Genomic DNA, 16338 nt, shown 5'->3' on the forward strand with positions numbered 1-16338 from the left:
TATTATTAGTATGCCATCGTGCTTGAATCGTGGTCGCTTTCTTTTTCGATGAAAACCTTCTTATCGCCGTTGTAATTGATGACGCGCTGGCAGCTATCTATTACTCCCTGAGGATTTCCGCGCATCAAACATACGCCGAACGACTTCCACCAAGTCGGAAAATGGGGATTTTCAGCAATGGTAGACATCGTATCTTTTATCAAACCGCCGATAGCTTTATCTGCACGAGCTATATGAGACCACGTATCAAGCTTTTCTACATAGTATTTTCGAACCCAAGCCCTATCAGACGATGGAAAAATACGGTTTAAAGCATCGTAAAATTGACGTGCTTGATCTTTGAAGCCTTCGGTACACATGAAGCGCAAATTTTCAGGCACAGTTTTGATGTCGATTGGATTTATGCCGGGGTCTTTTTCACCGATACGCGGCTTTGAAGGCGGCGCGTCTTTCGACACTGATATGCAATCGAAATTGTGTTTTAACGTCCAATTCTCATAAACATCTTTGTGTGAAACTTTCAGGAAATCATCTATCTCTTGAAGTAAGCCTAGATCAGCAGGTATCATAAGACCTGTAGGCGATTTAAATGAATAATTCTTATCAGATGAAGAAAAAACAAGCTCGTATAGATCACCTTTTATTTCATTATGTGCAATGTATTTCTGATAAATCTCATTGATAAACTCTTTTTCAAGATCAGCCCATGACTGCCAGCATGAGCTTTTGTAAGTCAACACAAGCGCTTTTTCGACGATGTATTTTGGCTGCTCTATTTCTAATTTTTGAGATTCAGCTGATTTATATGTCGTCAATCTATATAGCACTCGTCCATCGAGTTCGCTCTTCTCTACCGTCGATCCATCTTCATCAATAAATGTGATACGTGGCTCAGATAATTCATTGGTCATCTTATATACTCCTCTAAATTTAAAGTCTCATGCAATACGCGTTCGTTATCAAGTCTTCGAGAAATCTCATCGATATCTCTCTGAGAAACAGGAAGAACACCGAATGTAGATTCAACTACAGCTCCCCAATTCCACCATCTGATAGTCAACTTTATTCGATGTGTGTGATCATGTTCATCGAAATAATAATTTTGTAAAATAGGGAACACTTGATCTTTTATTTCTTCTTCATCAAGTTCATCATCCGCTGACCAAATAATTTCTTTTACACCGTCCAGCTTTGATACCGGTGCTTCTTCATCGTCCGCGATTATTTCTGCTAAAAATGCCGAAGCAATATCGTCTACGCCAAAATCGTCTTCAATTTCTGCAGGTTCGAATTCGACAGGTTCATCAACCTTGGTTTCGATTACTGACTTTTTGAAAACCTGTGGTTCATCACTGGATATCAAATCGTTGAGCATCTCGACGTCGATGTCGCTTATATCGATGTCAAGTGCCTCTTCTTCGATATAGGATACTTCAGCAGATGCTGGCTGAATGTTGTTGAACGCGGGCTTGGTGAACGGAACCGCCCGTAACTGGTCGTTACGTTCACTATTAGAAGCGGGTTTCTTCGTCTGAACGTTTTTTGATGCTTCTATTCGGGCTTTTCTGGCACTCTCAGCGTCTTCATGATCGACAGTCAACGATGGAGAATTGTGTTCAATAATGTCAGGATTGGCGACTTCTTCAGCGCAGAATTTGAAGGCTGCTTCATCAGCTCCGAGCGTTGCAATAGCGTTGAGCAAACGCTGTCCGCGATACTCGCGCGTCGTGTAACACGGTGACACTGGAGCCTTGTCCAGTGCTTCTTGAAGAGCTACCTGCCAAGCCGAAAAGTAAACATCGTGAGGGCGCTTCTGGATACGCCAGAATTCGTTTTGGGCTTTGATCCAGATATTTGAATTCACGCGGTAATCCGAAGCGTCCACGCCGCCTATATGGCGCTGCTTATGTTCACCAGGTTCGAAAGTTGCACGCGTCATGTGATGAGATGGTGCGCGGAGGTTCAAATGGAAATCGACACGTTCCAGCGGACGACCACGGCCTTCTCTCCTGATTTCTTCAACACGCAGTCCAAAGCGTCTAACTGTTGCCAGCTCTTTGTCTAAATCGCTCAGGACACGCTGACGGAATTTACCAAAGCTCATGCTTCCGTCTTTATCAGCTGGAAATCCAGTCCATTGAAACAAGTCTTCCAAGCTCGCTGATACGATAACCTTGTTTTGTCCATGTGGTGTCCATTTTTCACGAGCAGCCGCTGCGGCAAGCACTCTATATAAGCGTACCGAATATTTAGATTTCATCTGGCTGATAGGCGCGAGTTCGAGATAAGCATATGCGGGCATCTCGCGCATCAGTATGCGGATTGGCTCAGGTAGGCTGTATCTGATGATGTCTTCTTTTTCAGTACTTTCGAGCCAGCTGAAAAGGAGGGGTACGTTTTCAAAGCGACGTGTCTTCTTTGTGCCGTAAGATACGGTTGTAGACATCAAACGTCTCATGGAGACCTTCAGAGCGTCTCTGCGAGCGTGATCTCCGAGAAATTTTAAGGCTGTTGCGACGGGCAGAGACGTGAAATCGCTGGCCATATCTTTATCAGCTTCATAAGCAGCAGATATCAGTAGCTCGTGAAGTGCGGCATCGTCGGCGGTTAAGATGTCTGCTGATGTAATTTCTACTGCGTCGAGCATTTCCAGCGGTCTAGGGCTTTCCGGTGCTATCTTTGTAAGTGATCTCGTAGAGACTGCTTCTATTATATTGCCGCGTGTTTCGGGTTGTATAAATCTAGTCATTATTATTGTCTCAAGGCTTATGTATTGAGTATGATTTCATCGGCGCAAATAAGTCAAGACGTTTAAATGACATGGTTTGAAAACATGTCATATAGACGTTTTTGTTTAAATGACATACTTGGGAATCGTGTCATCTAGTCATGGATACTGTTTAGATGACATGTTTTTGAGTTGTGTCATATAAACATATTTTGCGTTTATCTACGTTTAGATGACGTGTTTTCGGATCATGTCATTTAGTCGTGACATTGTTTAGATGACATAGTTGGGAATCATGTCATTTAAACATTTTTGGCGTCTATATGACGTGGTTTTCAGTCGTGTCATTTAAACGCAATCCGGGATTCTTGTCATAAAAACAATGTTGACGAGCGTAGACCGTCAAACGGTTTTAGACCGAAAGTGTCAACACTGATTTTGACGATTCTAAATAGAGCTGTTGGCGGTCGATTTTTGGTTTGTTTTTGAGACTATCCCGTGCCGCTTCGCGGGGGGTGCTTCGCACGAGTCTGGTAGAGCCTTTTTCTTCGGTCGTAGATAGTGCGATTTAGCGGAGCATGCTCACGTCGGTGTCGAGCGTTTGACGTTTGACGAGGTTCGAAATTCATCGGCGGATTTAGCGTCGGCTAGTTTCTTGCAACGCCGTATCTCATTCTCATCTCGTAGAGACAGAGGAGATTGAATATGCCGCGTCCAGTGAATTTGAGTGCAGCAGGTGTTGCAAAGGCCCAGCGTCAAGCAAAATATCGCAATAAGCTCGTGCAAAGCGGAGAGCCAGAGGCTGACCGCGTAGATACGGCTATTGCTCAGGCATGCGTTGCTCTTTTAGCGCATGTTGATGCCGAGCGAATAGAAACCCTCAGACCTGCGCTTCATGCACTTATTCGGGGTGTTTTGGATATTTTGGATGCAGACGGTTTTGATCGTGGTGCTTCTAGCAAAGTCCTGCGTCGTCGGATGTCATTGCTAGCACGCCCGGAAATTCAGCATTTTGTCGAAAAAGGCCGTTTTCATAAGCGTCTCAGAGAATATAGAAAATAAGTAGTCCCCCCATTACTTGCTACTTATGAATCTTGAATCTGACGATGCTCTTCGAGACGGATATAAGCAAATAAACGCTAGAATCTTGCAGAGCATTCGCAAACGCTATTCTCTGAAATAAGGAGAATAGATATGCAAAAATCGGCTCATTCTGCTGTTATAGCAACGCGGTTAAATAATTTGGAACAGAAATTCGATGAACTTAACGATGATCCGTCTGAACTGAATTTATTGCTTATGCGATTAGCTAAAATGACAGTCGAAGGAAGCCAAATAAACGGATCTATGTATGATCCGTGGCAGTCTTTAGAATATCATTTTGATGAGGTGGGTTATTCAATTCCAAGAGCGATTTTCGGTGATGGCACAGGGTACGCGCACAGATACGAGCATGTAAAATATAATCATAATCTGTGGTGGCTGATATTCGAAGATTTCATCGACGATGAAATAATCAATTCAAATACAGTACCGTCCGTGTACGGAAGAGTATTCGGCAGCGATTTTGTCAAAAAATTCGGATTTGGATTTGATGAATCTTTGTGCGCTGATATATTTGGAAATCCGGAAAATTTAGATGATTTTAGAAATGGAAGTTTGGGTAATTTTAGACATAGTCTATTTGAAGTTATTGAATTTCACAATGAAGAAATAGATAATCCTCTAGTGCTTTACGAATTTAACGGAGAAAACAGAATTGATGCTTCAAATAGCGGGCTACGAGCTTTATGCAGAAATTATGAAGGTAGAATAAGAAGTTTGGAGATTGATATAGAGGTTCTACGTAATAGAGTATCTTCACTAGAAGAGCGGATATAAATTATTTTCACTTATTTTTATATTTTCTCTTGCAACTTACATTTCACGCAAGCAATATATATTAACACTGGATGTTTTCCTTTCCATCCAGTGTTAGTTAGTTGGTAATAGAGCATACTCCACGTCCGCACAGTTTTCAGGGTTTACTGTGCGGACATATTTTTAAGTCGAGATATTTTAGCATGAGACTAGATTTCCAGTTTGACGAGCGAGCGTTACAAAAATCCCTGATCCACCTTGAAAAATCTGTATTCCCGAAAGCCGCCGCAGGCTTTCTAAATGGTCTCGCATTCGAAGCCCAAAAAACGCTGAAAAATCACGTAAAAGAAGCATTTGACGGCTCAGTCCCCTTCACTGAGCGTGGCTTCGTCGTGTCAAAAGCGAAGCCAAATTCTTCACTCGGGACGATGTTTGCCGAGGTTCGAATCCAGCCTGCTCAAGCTGCCTACCTGAAATTCCAGATCGACGGCGGCACTCGCAAAACGGGAGATGCAGGCTCAGGGCCTTTTGACCTTTTTGTTTTCGGATCGAAGAAAAATAAGGCAGGCAACATACGGTGGGGCTATCCCAAGCAGCTTAGCAAGCAGAATCGTGAGGAAAAATCAAAGCGTGCATCCCTTCGCTCGCAAAGAGAAGCCGCACGCGCGCAGGGGCAAGATACTTCACCGTTTGCGTATTTCAGAGCATCTCGAAATCGTCCAGGAATCTTCTTCGGTGAAGTGGGCGGTGTGAAAGGATATTGGCAACGGCCAAAACGGTCAAAAGCGGCCCGCAAGCGTCTTCCCGGCGTCATATCTGTTCGTCCGACAGAACAGCTGAAGCCTCTGCTAAGCGTAGCAGATCACGCGCGTTACAAACCTCGATATCAGTATCAAGCACAGATCACTAAAGCTCTGCGCGTGAAAGCTACTCAGCAGTCTTTTGCACACGAGCTGAATCGTCAGATGTCGAAAAATACCCGTTAAATCAATGGTTTAATAATTTTTCAGAAAAATCGCTTTTCGGTATTGCCGCCGCTGAAAATTTCGGTCAGCATTTAATGGTAAGCAGCATACTGAAAGGAATTAATATGTCTGTAAAACAAGAATATTATGACGATATCATCGCGACGTTCGGCCAGTTTTATAAAGAGAATGGCGGCAACTGGGGCACAATGTCGGATCTTTTTGAAGAAGCCAAATTCGATTACGAAGCTCTCGCTAATTTAATGAAAAAAGGGCGCGACGAAGGCAATCCAAATCTTATCGCGCTCGCTAGCATCATCACGAAGCTCTCAAAAGCGCAGAAATCGCAACTTGAAGCGAAGGCTCTCGAATACGCGGGTGTGACCGCGTAAGTCATATAGCATCGAAAACCAAAGCCTCCGTTTCGGGGGCTTTTTTATGACATTGCCGCCGGCGGCTAATCATCTGAAAGTGTAGATAGAAATCCCAATCGGCTTTGCTATTATATGGCGACTACCTTGGGGGATTTTATGCGTACAATCGCTTTGAGCATTGTTGCTCTCTTTGCATCCGTCTCAGCTTCTTATGCCGATTTTCAATGCCCAGCTGGTCAGCCAGCTTGGCATGCTCAGAATAAAAAGAATGCCGACTTTTATCTCTACGGCACAAAAGGCTTCGATTGGGAAAGTAAGCTTTATCTCGAACGATGGGATAAAGGGTCTCTGACTTGGCGCGTATCTCCAGAGCGCACATGTTCGAATGGTGTATCGACTTGTTACATGCTCTTTCCAAAGCTAGAAGAGTATCGTGACGAGACAAAGAAAGAAGATGACCGTCTATCGGTATCATACGAAATGATTTCGGATGATCAGGATGAAAATAGATACATCGTGTTAGCAGCTTTAACTCAGAGTGCATGGTACGCAGGTGGAATTGATGTCGAGAGATTCAACAAACCTGAAACCGAGGAAGAACGCGTAATCGCACCCAACGTATATACTAAGATGAATTGCGGCGAACATGGCAAGAAGCTTGTATTTCTGAATGCAGCTAAAATCGGCATTAACAAGGCTAAAATTGCACCTGACGACATTGTTTCAGCGAGATTATCTGGAAAAATGAAATCAATGTATGATTGCAGTCCAGAGTTCAGAAGCGCTTGCTTAGATATGCTTTACAAAACTGACGATTACATCAAGCAGCACAAAGATGAATACGAAATAAACGAATGGGGTGAATGGTATGACATGGCTCCAGATGACAAAGGTCGCAACGAATATTGGGCTGATCAGCATCGGCAAGCCGCAAAGGAAGGTTACAATCTCTTTACGAATGCGGAATTGCAAGAAGCAGCTGGCGTGAACTTTCAGAAGAAGTAATTCGAACGCCGAAATTTCTCCGGTAGCCACAATTTTTGCGCGAACTTGGTCTTGCGGTAAATTAGTTCTTTGTTTAATTGCATTTGAATTCATGATTTGGGGCGATAGATTTGGAAAACAAACCTAACAAATACGTAGTTCGGGTCAGCGCTGTAATTTATTGCCTCGCTTATGTTTTATACGTGCTTGGTGTCGTGATTACAGTTTTAGTTAACATCGAAAATCACTATCGATTTGACCCAAGTCCACTATTTGGCTTTGGTGTTGTAGGGTTAATTGTTAATTTAATTGGGATGGCTGTATACTTTGTTTCAACAGGTAAATTTTCTCTTACCGTAAAAGATATAATGAAGATTTAATTTTATTCGATGGGACCCTGAAGAATTCTGAAAGGATGCGGGTAATTGGCGACCGCAGCCTATCTCTCTTTTTGAAATTTTTTTTTAGCATTCATCATCATCACCCCCTCATCCATCCCAAATCCAATCTAGAATCTTGCAGACGCGTGAAGTCCAATAATTTCAAGGAGTTTTAAAATTGTTGGAGCAATTATGGCGAGAAAAAAAGTAACTAACACGGTGCTGAAATCCGCCGACGAGAATGCTGAAGCTTTCAGCACTGACGACACTTTTAGAAATATTTCAGCATCATCGCGCGCTGCTATCAAAAATCGGATCGTTTCGCTTCAAGAGCTGTCAACATTATTACATCGAGACCGTAATACAATTTCTGCTTGGCTTAAGCACGGTCTTCCATACGTCGAAGCCGCCGACAAAAATATTGGAAAAGCGTGGTCGTTCGATACTGCAGAAGTCGTCCGATGGCTAGAGAAGCGGGCCGCAGATTCAGCGGTAGAAAAGCTTGGTGTTCTGGGTAGCGACGGTAAAACTTCAGAAGAAGAAGCCAAGCGACGCCGAGCTGTAGCCGCTGCCATTATCACAGAGCTTGAAGCCGCTGAAGCAGTGAAGACCGTTGTCCGCGTGTCGCACGTTGTCGACAGAATTTCAGCAGATTATTCAGAAATCCGAAGCCGTCTGATGTCTCTTCCAGACGCTATCAGTGGTCGCGTAGAGACAAAAGTCGCGCAGAAAGTTCGCGAAATAGCTGACGAACAAGTGCGTTCAGCACTGAAAGCCCTCCGCGTTGATAGAGATTTTCATCAAGCTGAAGGGTGATCAGCATGCTGAATGAATCCCTTTTTGAACAACTGGATCTATCAGAAAGTGCCATCATTTTTGACGAAGCACTAGACGATTTACGCAACGATGTCCTGCAAATTCCGCCGTTTAAAGATCCTGTGGAATGGATTTTTGACAGCATTGAGCTTCCTAAACAGGCCACTTTTCGACCAGGCAACATGCGCCTGAACGGCTTCCAGCGACCTGTCGCGCTTGATGCTCTTGATCCAGAAGTTGACCAGATCACCGTACTAAAGGGGGTGCAGGTTGGCTGGTCGTCATTCCTAAAAGCCATGCTCTTCTACGGCATCAGCTACCTCGCGCTGAAAGCTATCCTGACTCAGCCCACCGATGACGATGCGAAGGGCTACTACAAAGACCAGATAGAACCCCATTTCAACGATGTGCTTTCAGGCATTCGGCGTTATCCATCTCGCGGAGAAGTACAAGACACATGGGACGAACATCGTTTTAACAACGGGTCGCAATTGTATTTTCGCGGTGCCGCATCCGATGACGCCTTCCGCCGTATATCGGCTCAATGGATGATGGCGGATGAAGTCGATGCCGACGCTTGGCTTCCGAGATCTGAAAAGAAATCACAAGCTGATAAGCTCGCTCTGTACAGAGACCGTGGTACCGCGTTCATAGATTCCAAGCTCTGGGTCGGGTCAACACCTCTTTCACGAGATACATCGCTTGTATGGCGTGAATGGCTACTATCGGATCAACGCCGCCTACATGTAGCTTGCCCGCACTGCGGTGCCAGCCAGTATCTGAAATGGGGAACGGCAAAAACCGATTATGGATTCCGCTGGAATATGAACGAACACGGACACGTGACAGAAGCGTGGTACCAGTGCGAGGCCGAAGGTTGCCGCATAGACGAGCATCACAAGGAAGATATCGTTGAAAACGGTGAGTTTATACCGACTGCGATACCTAACCGTCCTGGACACCGTGGCTATCATTGGCCAGCTTGGCATTCATCAGCACCGAAAGCACGATGGACGATTCTTGCCCAGCAATGGTTGGATGCTCAAGGCGACACGGAACTTCTGAAGCGCTTCATCAATAACGTCCTCGCTGAGCCGTGGGATGACCTGGGCGGCGAAGCTATCGACACTGACAGCCTGAAAAGCCTTCGTATTCCGTATCGTGCTGAGGTTCCAGATGACGTCGTTGTGTTGACACTTGGCGGTGACACCCAGACAAATAAAGAGGGCTTAAAGGGCGGCGACCATGACAGCATCGCTAGCCGTGAAGTGTCCGTTGTTGGCTGGAACAAGAAGCGCATGCCACGGCTAATCTTGCATAAGGTGATCCTCGGAGAACCAGGCGATGCAGACGCAGACGACGAACTCGATGAAATTATTAATCGCCGATTTAAAAAAGCTGACGGAACGGAAATGAAGATTTCAGCGTCTGCTATTGATCTGGGCGGCACGTACGGCGATCAAACAAAAGCTTTTGCGAAGTCTCGTTCGACAAAACGTGTTTGGGCTGTGAAAGGTAACAACATTGCCAAAGGGAAACGTTCAACCTCAGTCTGGCCACGTAAAGTTTCGCGCAGCACACGAAATGGCAGCTCGTGGTATATGGTCGACACACAGCTTGCGAAAGATGCTATTGGCAGGATGCTTGCGATCCGTGGCCCCGGTTCCGCTACTTTCCCAGCTGATATCCCAGATTCATATTTTGATGGCCTGAGTGCTGAAAAATTGCACATAGACAAAAAAGGTCTCCGTCACTGGCAGCGCAAGAAATCATCACAGACGGGTGAAGAATGGGACTGCCTCGTGTACGCATATGCGGCTCTCTGCGGTCTTCAAGCATCCGTGCGCGAATATCGCAACTTGAATCTTGCAGCTAAACGGCTCGGTATAGAAGACGTGCTACCTCCGCACGATCCGGAAACCGGAGAACTGCTGGACGACGCATCTGACGTAAGTTTATCCACAGCCTCTAATAAGCAGAGAACAAAGGGTGAACAAACGACAGAAATACCGCAACGGCGAGGTGCCGAAGAGACACAGGACGAGGAGCCAAAGGAGGTTCCGAAGCCTGTGATCAAGCGGAAAAAGAAAGGCGGCCGTGTCGTAAGCTCGACAGCCAGACGTTGGTAAAATTGGGATATTTTTGGAGATTTTGGAAAATGAGATTGTTTAAATTTTGGACGCGAGAGCAGTGCACGGATGCGATCCTTGCACTTGAAGAAGGCCTTGCATCAGGGGCTCAGAGCATCAGCTATCCTGCTGGAGGATCCCTTTCATATACCAATTTCGAAAACGCCGAGAAGCTTCTCGCACACTTATATGCACGACTAGATGAACTCGATGGCAAGCGTAAGAAACCTTCTGTGAAGCTGCTCACTTTCGTCGTGAAACGGGGGTACTAAGCTATGTCTCAGCAAGCAAAATCCCGCGCTTCAGCACCAAAATCCAGACGCATCAGCACGCATGTGCGCAGTGTCAGGTCATCCATTTTTTCTAATATTTTCAAGTCCGCTAAACACTTCTTTGAAGCAGCTTCAAATTCAAAAACAATCGAACAATCCGTTGACGTCGGCCCTAACGGATACAATTCCGAAATCGAAAAAGTCAGACGTCGCTCACGTTGGATGTATGCCAATGACAGTTTTTATCGACAGGCTTGCAGGCAGGTTGCGAATAATGTGGTTCATTATGGGATCAAACCCGTCATCAAAGATAAAGCGCTTCTGAAACTCTGGAATCGTTGGCAGAAAGAGGCCGACGTTCGCGGCCGAATGGATTTCTATGGTCTTCAATATGTAGCTGGTTTTGTCATTCCACGCGACGGCGAAGCCATTATACGATTCAGGGAACGCCGCGAAGGTGATATGCGCAGCGGTATCAATTTTCAGCTTCAGATGCTAGAAGCCGACCATTTGCCACTCGACTACACGATGCAAGCTCCAAACGGCAACTGGATCGTATCTGGAGTGGAAAGAGACGGCATCGAGCGGCCATCTGGCTACTGGTTATACGATTTTCATCCCAAGGATTGGCAAGGCACCGGTCAGCAGTCACTCATTCCTAAACGTGTATCTGCTGAAGACGTATTACATATTTATATGCCAGAGCGCCTATCAGATTCACGTGGGTATCCTTGGGGAGCATCGGCGCTCAATATCACTGAACGAATTCGCACTAGCGATGAAGCTCAAGTCGAGAAGCAGCTTACGCAAGCTGGATTCGCTGGCGCTTTCAAGAAACCACGACTTTCGACAGATGAGCCATCGGAAGAATTCGAAGCAGAAACAGACGAAAACGGCACCGATTTTGTTGCCGTCGAACGCGGTTCATTTGCAGTCGTGCCCGAGGACTGGGATGTCGAATTTGCGCCTCAAACGCAGTCTGACGCTAATTATGGTGTCTTCCGTCGAGAGCATTTATCTGGCCTCGCGGTAGCCATGGGATTGGCCGTCGAACATATCACGATGAATTTTGAGAAGCTCAATGACCGCACTTACAGAGCTGTGATGCTCGAAGCCCAGCGCTTCATCGAGAGCATCCAATACCACCTATTTGTCAACCAATTTTGTGCTCCTGTTTGGAAGCGGTTCCTTTCTTATGCTGTCCTTCATGGTCTTTGGACACTGCCTGCAGGTCAGGACATCGAAGATTTGTACGATGTGGAATGGATGGCTCCGGCTCGCGGACATATTCATCCGGTTCAAGAGATTGAGGCATTTGTAAGAGCTGTCGAAAATGGCTTCACAAGTCGCAAGCGAGTGGCTGCTAGTTTCGGTGAAGATGCTGAAGATATTGATGCAGAAAATGCTGAAGATATGCGTCGTGCTCGCGAGATAAATGTCGCGTATCCGCTTTATCCTGCTGTCGTCAAAGACGATCTGACATCGTCAGTCGAACAGTACGGTGTAGCAGTCCGTGCGGGCGCGATCACCCCACAATCTGAAGATGAAGCCGCATTCCGTGAGGCCTTTGGTCTGCCTGGAATGTCGGATGCTGTTGGTGAATTCTGGAAATCCACGGGCGGTATCAAGCAACCTATTACACTTGCGTCAGAAACATCGGCAGCGCCGACTCCGGAAGATACACCAGAGTCAGTTCACTAATCTGCCGAAAAAGTGCGACGACTGCCGAAAATTTTATAATTCGGCAGTCGATTGTAGAGATTTTAGTGACAGCCCAGATGGATCACCCAGACGATGCCAAGCTTCTTTATATTCATCGAGGCAGTACATTTTTGGCTGAAGCCAATAGGATATCTTTTCGGTTTTAGGGCTGACACCTCGATGCGCAGATGCCTTCACTTCGTCAAGTGTCATTACAAAACACGTAGGTAGATCGGACGTTGCATTAATCGTAATGATCCACCATCTTGACCGCAGATTTTCCAATGAAGCACCCAAAGGCACGGGGTCTCGCTTACTGAGCGCTTTCGACTGAATGGGCAGAACTATGCTTTCGTCCTCGGATGCCGCATACAGATCTGCACCGCGAGCGTTCCTGACTGTCGGCATCACATGCCAGCCTCGCCGAGAAAGTTCTCTGGCTACGTGATAAAGCCCAGAATTCCCTGTAAGTTGATGTCTCATTAATTCACTTCAATTTCACTACATTTTGCAACAGTTATTGACGGCGTGTTTTTTCCATCATCCTGTCCATCTATAAAGCCGAAACTGTAGTAATATTGAAATCTATTAGTTGTGAAATCAAATATCGCGCCATATCCAAGACCGCCACAAATAATACGGGTTGAGAGCTCTCCTCCCGTGGAAGCTCTCTCACAAGTGAATAAATTACTATTATCTCCAATAAGTTTGATGGAATAATTTCGGTTATCTTTAGATGTGATTATATACTTTTCATCATTGACTCTGAATGACGTTCCGATCCACTTACCGTTATTTAACGCAACCCCACCGGACGCTTCAGAAATACATAAATATGAATCCGCATTTGACTCCGGCACGAATAAGACTGAGATGACGCAGGTTGTTAAAATGGATAATTGTAGGCGCATACTTCCCCCGATAATGCTAGCACATGTAGAGATACAGCCGAACGCTGATAGTTTACAACTTAATTTGTTAGTCCCGATTTTTTAAGAATTCGAAGTAGAATCTTGCAGAAGCGGCATTCATCATCATCTCAGATAACAATTTCTGGGACGATGAATGCCGAAGAAACTTCAGCAAAATCAGGGACAACTGCGCACACGGGCCTTCGCTCGCGTGCCTGCTTCCGTTGATGTCGACAAGAAATCTTTTGGCATCGTCATCAGCACAGAGACGCCTGTGCGGACGTCCATTCGAAATCCAGACCAGCCGAAGCTAGATGCCGCCGACGCATATATAGAAGTCGACGAAATCCTTCTCGCTTCAGGTTTGGATTTCAGCCGCACTGTCGGGATGCCTCTTGTTGACTGTCACGACACCTTTTCCGGCGTGAATACCATTCTCGGCAAAGTCGATGATGTCCGTTCGGTCGGAACAGAAGTCCACGGGACAGCCATTCTTAACAGCCGGAATGCCGACCTCATCGGCGACATCAATGACGGCCACTACAACCAGATTAGCGCAGGCTACGGCGTAAACGCCTACGAAATCGAACACCGCGAAGGCGACGTACCCGTTGCTTATGCGACCTCGTGGACGCTTTATGAGGCTTCCCTTGTAGCTGTCGGAGCTGACCCGAATGCGTCGGTTCGGTCAGCAGGTCGTACTATTCCGACACCGACGATTTCCTTCCGCAACAAGCCGAAGAAGTCGGCCTCGAAGGGCAAAAATTCCACTCGAAACAAACGAAAATTGGAGAAAAGAAAAATGGATGAATCCACTCTTGAAGACCTGATCACGACTGCAGAAGACGCGGTTGCGGCTGTCGAAGAAGCTGTTGTCGCTGTTGAAGATGCGGTTGCTGAACTCGGTGATGAAGCACCTGAAGAACTCATTGAACGTGCTCGCAAGCTTCGTGCAGATGATGCCGAAGACCAGGAGCAACGCAAGCGCAAGAAGCGCAATGACGACGACGACGATGAGCCCAAGGACGAACGCAAGAAGCGTGCTGATGACGAGGATGAAGAGAAGGAAGAACAGGAAATTCGTTCTATTCGCTCCGTAGCTAAGTCTTATGGCCTCGGCCAGCTCGTCACTGATTTAGCAAAGCTCGGAACGCGATCCTCAAAGATCCGTAAAGCTGTTGGTGATGCCATAGCAGCTCGTTCTGCGACTTCGGATTTCGGTTCAAAAGCATCCGACATCGAACCGCGTAAGCGTTCAGTCGCTCCGACGCTCGATACATCAGCAATCTACGCACGCAGGAATGGCCTCAAGTAAGGGGCCTTTCCTGATCATTTAACGCAATCAATTTGGAGAAACTATAATGTCTGAATTAATTATGACGCCGAGAGATGAGGCTTTTCTTCTCACCGAAGCCAACGGTTTTCGCAGCCGCGATGCCATCACTTTGAAGCAGTCAACCGCCGTTTATCAGCCTGGTTCTATAGTTGTCCTGCTCGCTGGAAAATATGAGCTTGCGACCGCAACAAATCTCGATGACGGAGATGATGGTCTCGCTGGCAATCTAGCAATTGTCGCTAGATTCACAGACGCAACGCTCGGCGATGCTGATGCCGCTGCTATCACGGGCGATGCCGAGGTTAAGGATTCCGAACTCGTGCTCGATGCTTCTATCGACGTCGATGATGTCGTACCGCTTTTGGCAGCCAAGGGCATCAAGGTTCGCGACACCATTTAATAATTAAACAAAACAGATACTTGGAGAAATTTTATGAGTAATCTCGCAAACATTTTTAATAGCGATCTCTTCAGCTTCACGTCGTTGACGTCCGCTGTGAACATGATTCCTGAAAAGCCTCACCAGCTGGGAACCTGGTTTAACTGGAATGGTCAGGGTGTGAACACAACTTCGATCATTGTCGAAGAGCTAGAGGGTCGTCTTGCTGTTATTCCTTCAGCGGCTCGAGGAACTATCGGTAAGGGACAGGCAAATCCGAAGCGTAAGGCTCGCTCTTTCGTTATTCCTCATTACCCGCACTACGACATGATTAAGGCAACTGAAGTCCAGGGCGTTCGTGCTTTCGGCTCATCCAGTGATTTTGAAACCGTCGAAGCGAAGCTTGCTGAAAAGTACGTTTCGATGCGTGATAATCATGACGTGACCGAGGAATTCGCCAAAGCTGGTGCAATCTCGGGTATCCTGCGCGATGCTGATGGCTCAGTAATTTACGATTGGCATCAGGAATTCAAGGTATCTCGCAACACGCACGATATCGATTTCACCGATGTGTCTATCAATCTTCGTGATGAACTCATCGCTGCTAAGCGCAAGGGTGAAAAAGCCATCGGTGGGACATTGCTTTATAGCGGTTGGAAACTTGTTTGCACTCCTACGATTTTTTCAGCCATTACCTCGCATCCGAGCGTCGTGGCGGCATATGAGCGTTGGCAGGATGGGGCATTCTTGCGCGCTGATAATCGCAAAGGCTTCATGATCGCCGACGACATCGAGGTCATCAGCTATCATAACAACCAGGTCGGGGATGTGGAATTCATCACCGAAGGCGAAAGCTATCTTGTGCCGAATTCGCCAAATCTTTTCCAGAGCCGCTTTGCACCTGCAGACACAATGGAAGCTGCCAATACGATTGGACTACCGCTTTATATGATGTCGGAGCCGATGCCTTTCGGCCGTGGCGTAGACCTCGCAACTGAGCAGAACGCAATTTATTATGCTGTTCTTCCTCGCGCCATCGTTCGCATCAAGCAGAAATAATCTGCCATTCCCCGCGCTTTCTCCTCCTAGCGCGGGCATCAGGCCGAGGGCGAGTGGCTCCTTCTTGCCTTCGGCTTTCATATTTCGGAGCCGATATTTTTAGGAGATTTTTAGATGACCATACCTGTTGTAAAGACCGCTATTGCGCCAAACGGTGGCATGCCTGCGCATCCAGCTCCATCAGCTGTAAGCATGAATGTCAGCCAAATTTCTGTAGATATTGCATCACCTGCTGATCATACGGTCGCCCATTCAACGACGCTCATCCAGATTTATGCGACATCCGACATTCTGTTTTACACAGACAAATCTGGCGAGCCTTTCACTCCTGATTTCGGCATGCCACTTACAGCAGGCGCATACTTCAGCTTCTCCGTGGATGCAGGTTGCACTCTGCATTTTTCAGCCGAGAAATCAGCTCTCGTATACATTCTGGAGGGCTAA

At 46.4% G+C, this 16338-nt stretch carries 16 protein-coding genes; 13 read left to right on the top strand and 3 right to left on the bottom strand.

What is annotated here, in order from left to right:
* Positions 1 to 5: 5 nt before the first annotated feature.
* Both OPR82_RS05470 and OPR82_RS05475 read right to left on the bottom strand, forming a co-directional pair.
* Positions 6 to 911, bottom strand: a complete 906-nt coding sequence (locus OPR82_RS05470; RefSeq protein WP_265983482.1) for a hypothetical protein — start codon at positions 909 to 911, stop codon at positions 6 to 8.
* The gene (locus OPR82_RS05475; RefSeq protein WP_265983483.1) at positions 908 to 2647 is read right to left on the bottom strand and encodes a RepB family plasmid replication initiator protein; all 1740 of its coding nucleotides are present in this window, start codon (positions 2645 to 2647) and stop codon (positions 908 to 910) included. Before OPR82_RS05475 ends, OPR82_RS05470 begins: the two co-directional genes overlap by 4 nt.
* A 780-nt stretch (positions 2648 to 3427) precedes the next feature.
* On the opposite strand from OPR82_RS05475, the gene OPR82_RS05480 reads away from it, so the two are divergent.
* The 9 genes from OPR82_RS05480 to OPR82_RS05520 all read left to right on the top strand — a co-directional run bounded on the left by OPR82_RS05480 (position 3428) and on the right by OPR82_RS05520 (position 12209).
* A complete protein-coding gene (locus OPR82_RS05480; protein ID WP_265983484.1) occupies positions 3428 to 3790 on the top strand; it encodes a hypothetical protein in 363 nt (120 codons plus the stop codon).
* Positions 3791 to 3922: 132 nt separating this feature from the next.
* Entirely contained in the window at positions 3923 to 4609 is a 687-nt protein-coding gene (locus OPR82_RS05485) for a hypothetical protein (protein WP_265983485.1), read from the top strand.
* Between the two features lie 182 nt (positions 4610 to 4791).
* Positions 4792 to 5574: a hypothetical protein gene (locus OPR82_RS05490; protein WP_265983486.1), complete on the top strand. Its 783-nt coding sequence runs from the start codon at positions 4792 to 4794 to the stop codon at positions 5572 to 5574.
* Between the two features lie 104 nt (positions 5575 to 5678).
* Positions 5679 to 5945 carry a hypothetical protein gene (locus tag OPR82_RS05495; RefSeq protein ID WP_265983487.1) on the top strand — a complete coding sequence of 89 codons (267 nt, stop codon included), beginning with the start codon at positions 5679 to 5681 and terminating at the stop codon, positions 5943 to 5945.
* A gap of 138 nt (positions 5946 to 6083) precedes the next feature.
* Positions 6084 to 6932, top strand: a complete 849-nt coding sequence (locus OPR82_RS05500) for a hypothetical protein (protein WP_265983488.1) — start codon at positions 6084 to 6086, stop codon at positions 6930 to 6932.
* Between the two features lie 110 nt (positions 6933 to 7042).
* Complete coding sequence (locus OPR82_RS05505) at positions 7043 to 7291, top strand: hypothetical protein (RefSeq protein ID WP_265983489.1); 249 nt, start codon at positions 7043 to 7045, stop codon at positions 7289 to 7291.
* 192 nt (positions 7292 to 7483) lie between these two features.
* Positions 7484 to 8107, top strand: coding sequence for a terminase small subunit (locus OPR82_RS05510; RefSeq protein ID WP_265983491.1), 624 nt, complete (start codon positions 7484 to 7486; stop codon positions 8105 to 8107).
* A gap of 5 nt (positions 8108 to 8112) precedes the next feature.
* The gene (locus OPR82_RS05515; RefSeq protein WP_265983492.1) at positions 8113 to 10236 is read left to right on the top strand and encodes a terminase gpA endonuclease subunit; all 2124 of its coding nucleotides are present in this window, start codon (positions 8113 to 8115) and stop codon (positions 10234 to 10236) included.
* A 275-nt stretch (positions 10237 to 10511) separates the two neighbouring features.
* Positions 10512 to 12209, top strand: a complete 1698-nt coding sequence (locus OPR82_RS05520; RefSeq protein WP_265983493.1) for a phage portal protein — start codon at positions 10512 to 10514, stop codon at positions 12207 to 12209.
* Between the two features lie 482 nt (positions 12210 to 12691).
* On the opposite strand, the gene OPR82_RS05525 is transcribed toward OPR82_RS05520, so the two are convergent.
* On the bottom strand, positions 12692 to 13120 hold the full coding sequence (locus OPR82_RS05525; protein ID WP_265983495.1) for a hypothetical protein: 429 nt from the start codon (positions 13118 to 13120) through the stop codon (positions 12692 to 12694).
* A gap of 154 nt (positions 13121 to 13274) precedes the next feature.
* Here OPR82_RS05525 and OPR82_RS05530 point away from each other — a divergent pair, with 154 nt between their 5' ends.
* From OPR82_RS05530 to OPR82_RS05545, 4 genes are all read left to right on the top strand, one after another.
* Positions 13275 to 14435: an HK97 family phage prohead protease gene (locus OPR82_RS05530; RefSeq protein ID WP_265983497.1), complete on the top strand. Its 1161-nt coding sequence runs from the start codon at positions 13275 to 13277 to the stop codon at positions 14433 to 14435.
* 46 nt (positions 14436 to 14481) lie between these two features.
* Positions 14482 to 14856, top strand: coding sequence for a head decoration protein (locus tag OPR82_RS05535; protein WP_265983499.1), 375 nt, complete (start codon positions 14482 to 14484; stop codon positions 14854 to 14856).
* 33 nt (positions 14857 to 14889) lie between these two features.
* Positions 14890 to 15894, top strand: coding sequence for a major capsid protein (locus OPR82_RS05540; protein WP_265983500.1), 1005 nt, complete (start codon positions 14890 to 14892; stop codon positions 15892 to 15894).
* Positions 15895 to 16008: 114 nt separating this feature from the next.
* Entirely contained in the window at positions 16009 to 16338 is a 330-nt protein-coding gene (locus OPR82_RS05545; RefSeq protein ID WP_265983501.1) for a hypothetical protein, read from the top strand.

It is taken from the genome of Ochrobactrum chromiisoli, assembly GCF_026241335.1.
Classification (GTDB): Bacteria; Pseudomonadota; Alphaproteobacteria; order Rhizobiales; family Rhizobiaceae; genus Brucella; species Brucella chromiisoli.

What these genes read in the sequence shown, in the direction of transcription:
- OPR82_RS05510 (WP_265983491.1), top strand. Translation starts at nt 7,484, where the DNA reads ATGGCGAGAAAAAAAGTAACTAACACGGTGCTGAAATCCGCCGACGAG.
- OPR82_RS05475 (WP_265983483.1), bottom strand. Translation starts at nt 2,647, where the DNA reads ATGCTCGACGCAGTAGAAATTACATCAGCAGACATCTTAACCGCCGAC.
- OPR82_RS05485 (WP_265983485.1), top strand. Translation starts at nt 3,923, where the DNA reads ATGCAAAAATCGGCTCATTCTGCTGTTATAGCAACGCGGTTAAATAAT.
- OPR82_RS05495 (WP_265983487.1), top strand. Translation starts at nt 5,679, where the DNA reads ATGTCTGTAAAACAAGAATATTATGACGATATCATCGCGACGTTCGGC.
- OPR82_RS05515 (WP_265983492.1), top strand. Translation starts at nt 8,113, where the DNA reads ATGCTGAATGAATCCCTTTTTGAACAACTGGATCTATCAGAAAGTGCC.
- OPR82_RS05540 (WP_265983500.1), top strand. Translation starts at nt 14,890, where the DNA reads ATGAGTAATCTCGCAAACATTTTTAATAGCGATCTCTTCAGCTTCACG.
- OPR82_RS05545 (WP_265983501.1), top strand. Translation starts at nt 16,009, where the DNA reads ATGACCATACCTGTTGTAAAGACCGCTATTGCGCCAAACGGTGGCATG.
- OPR82_RS05530 (WP_265983497.1), top strand. Translation starts at nt 13,275, where the DNA reads ATGCCGAAGAAACTTCAGCAAAATCAGGGACAACTGCGCACACGGGCC.
- OPR82_RS05490 (WP_265983486.1), top strand. Translation starts at nt 4,792, where the DNA reads ATGAGACTAGATTTCCAGTTTGACGAGCGAGCGTTACAAAAATCCCTG.
- OPR82_RS05535 (WP_265983499.1), top strand. Translation starts at nt 14,482, where the DNA reads ATGTCTGAATTAATTATGACGCCGAGAGATGAGGCTTTTCTTCTCACC.
- OPR82_RS05500 (WP_265983488.1), top strand. Translation starts at nt 6,084, where the DNA reads ATGCGTACAATCGCTTTGAGCATTGTTGCTCTCTTTGCATCCGTCTCA.
- OPR82_RS05525 (WP_265983495.1), bottom strand. Translation starts at nt 13,120, where the DNA reads ATGCGCCTACAATTATCCATTTTAACAACCTGCGTCATCTCAGTCTTA.
- OPR82_RS05470 (WP_265983482.1), bottom strand. Translation starts at nt 911, where the DNA reads ATGACCAATGAATTATCTGAGCCACGTATCACATTTATTGATGAAGAT.
- OPR82_RS05520 (WP_265983493.1), top strand. Translation starts at nt 10,512, where the DNA reads ATGTCTCAGCAAGCAAAATCCCGCGCTTCAGCACCAAAATCCAGACGC.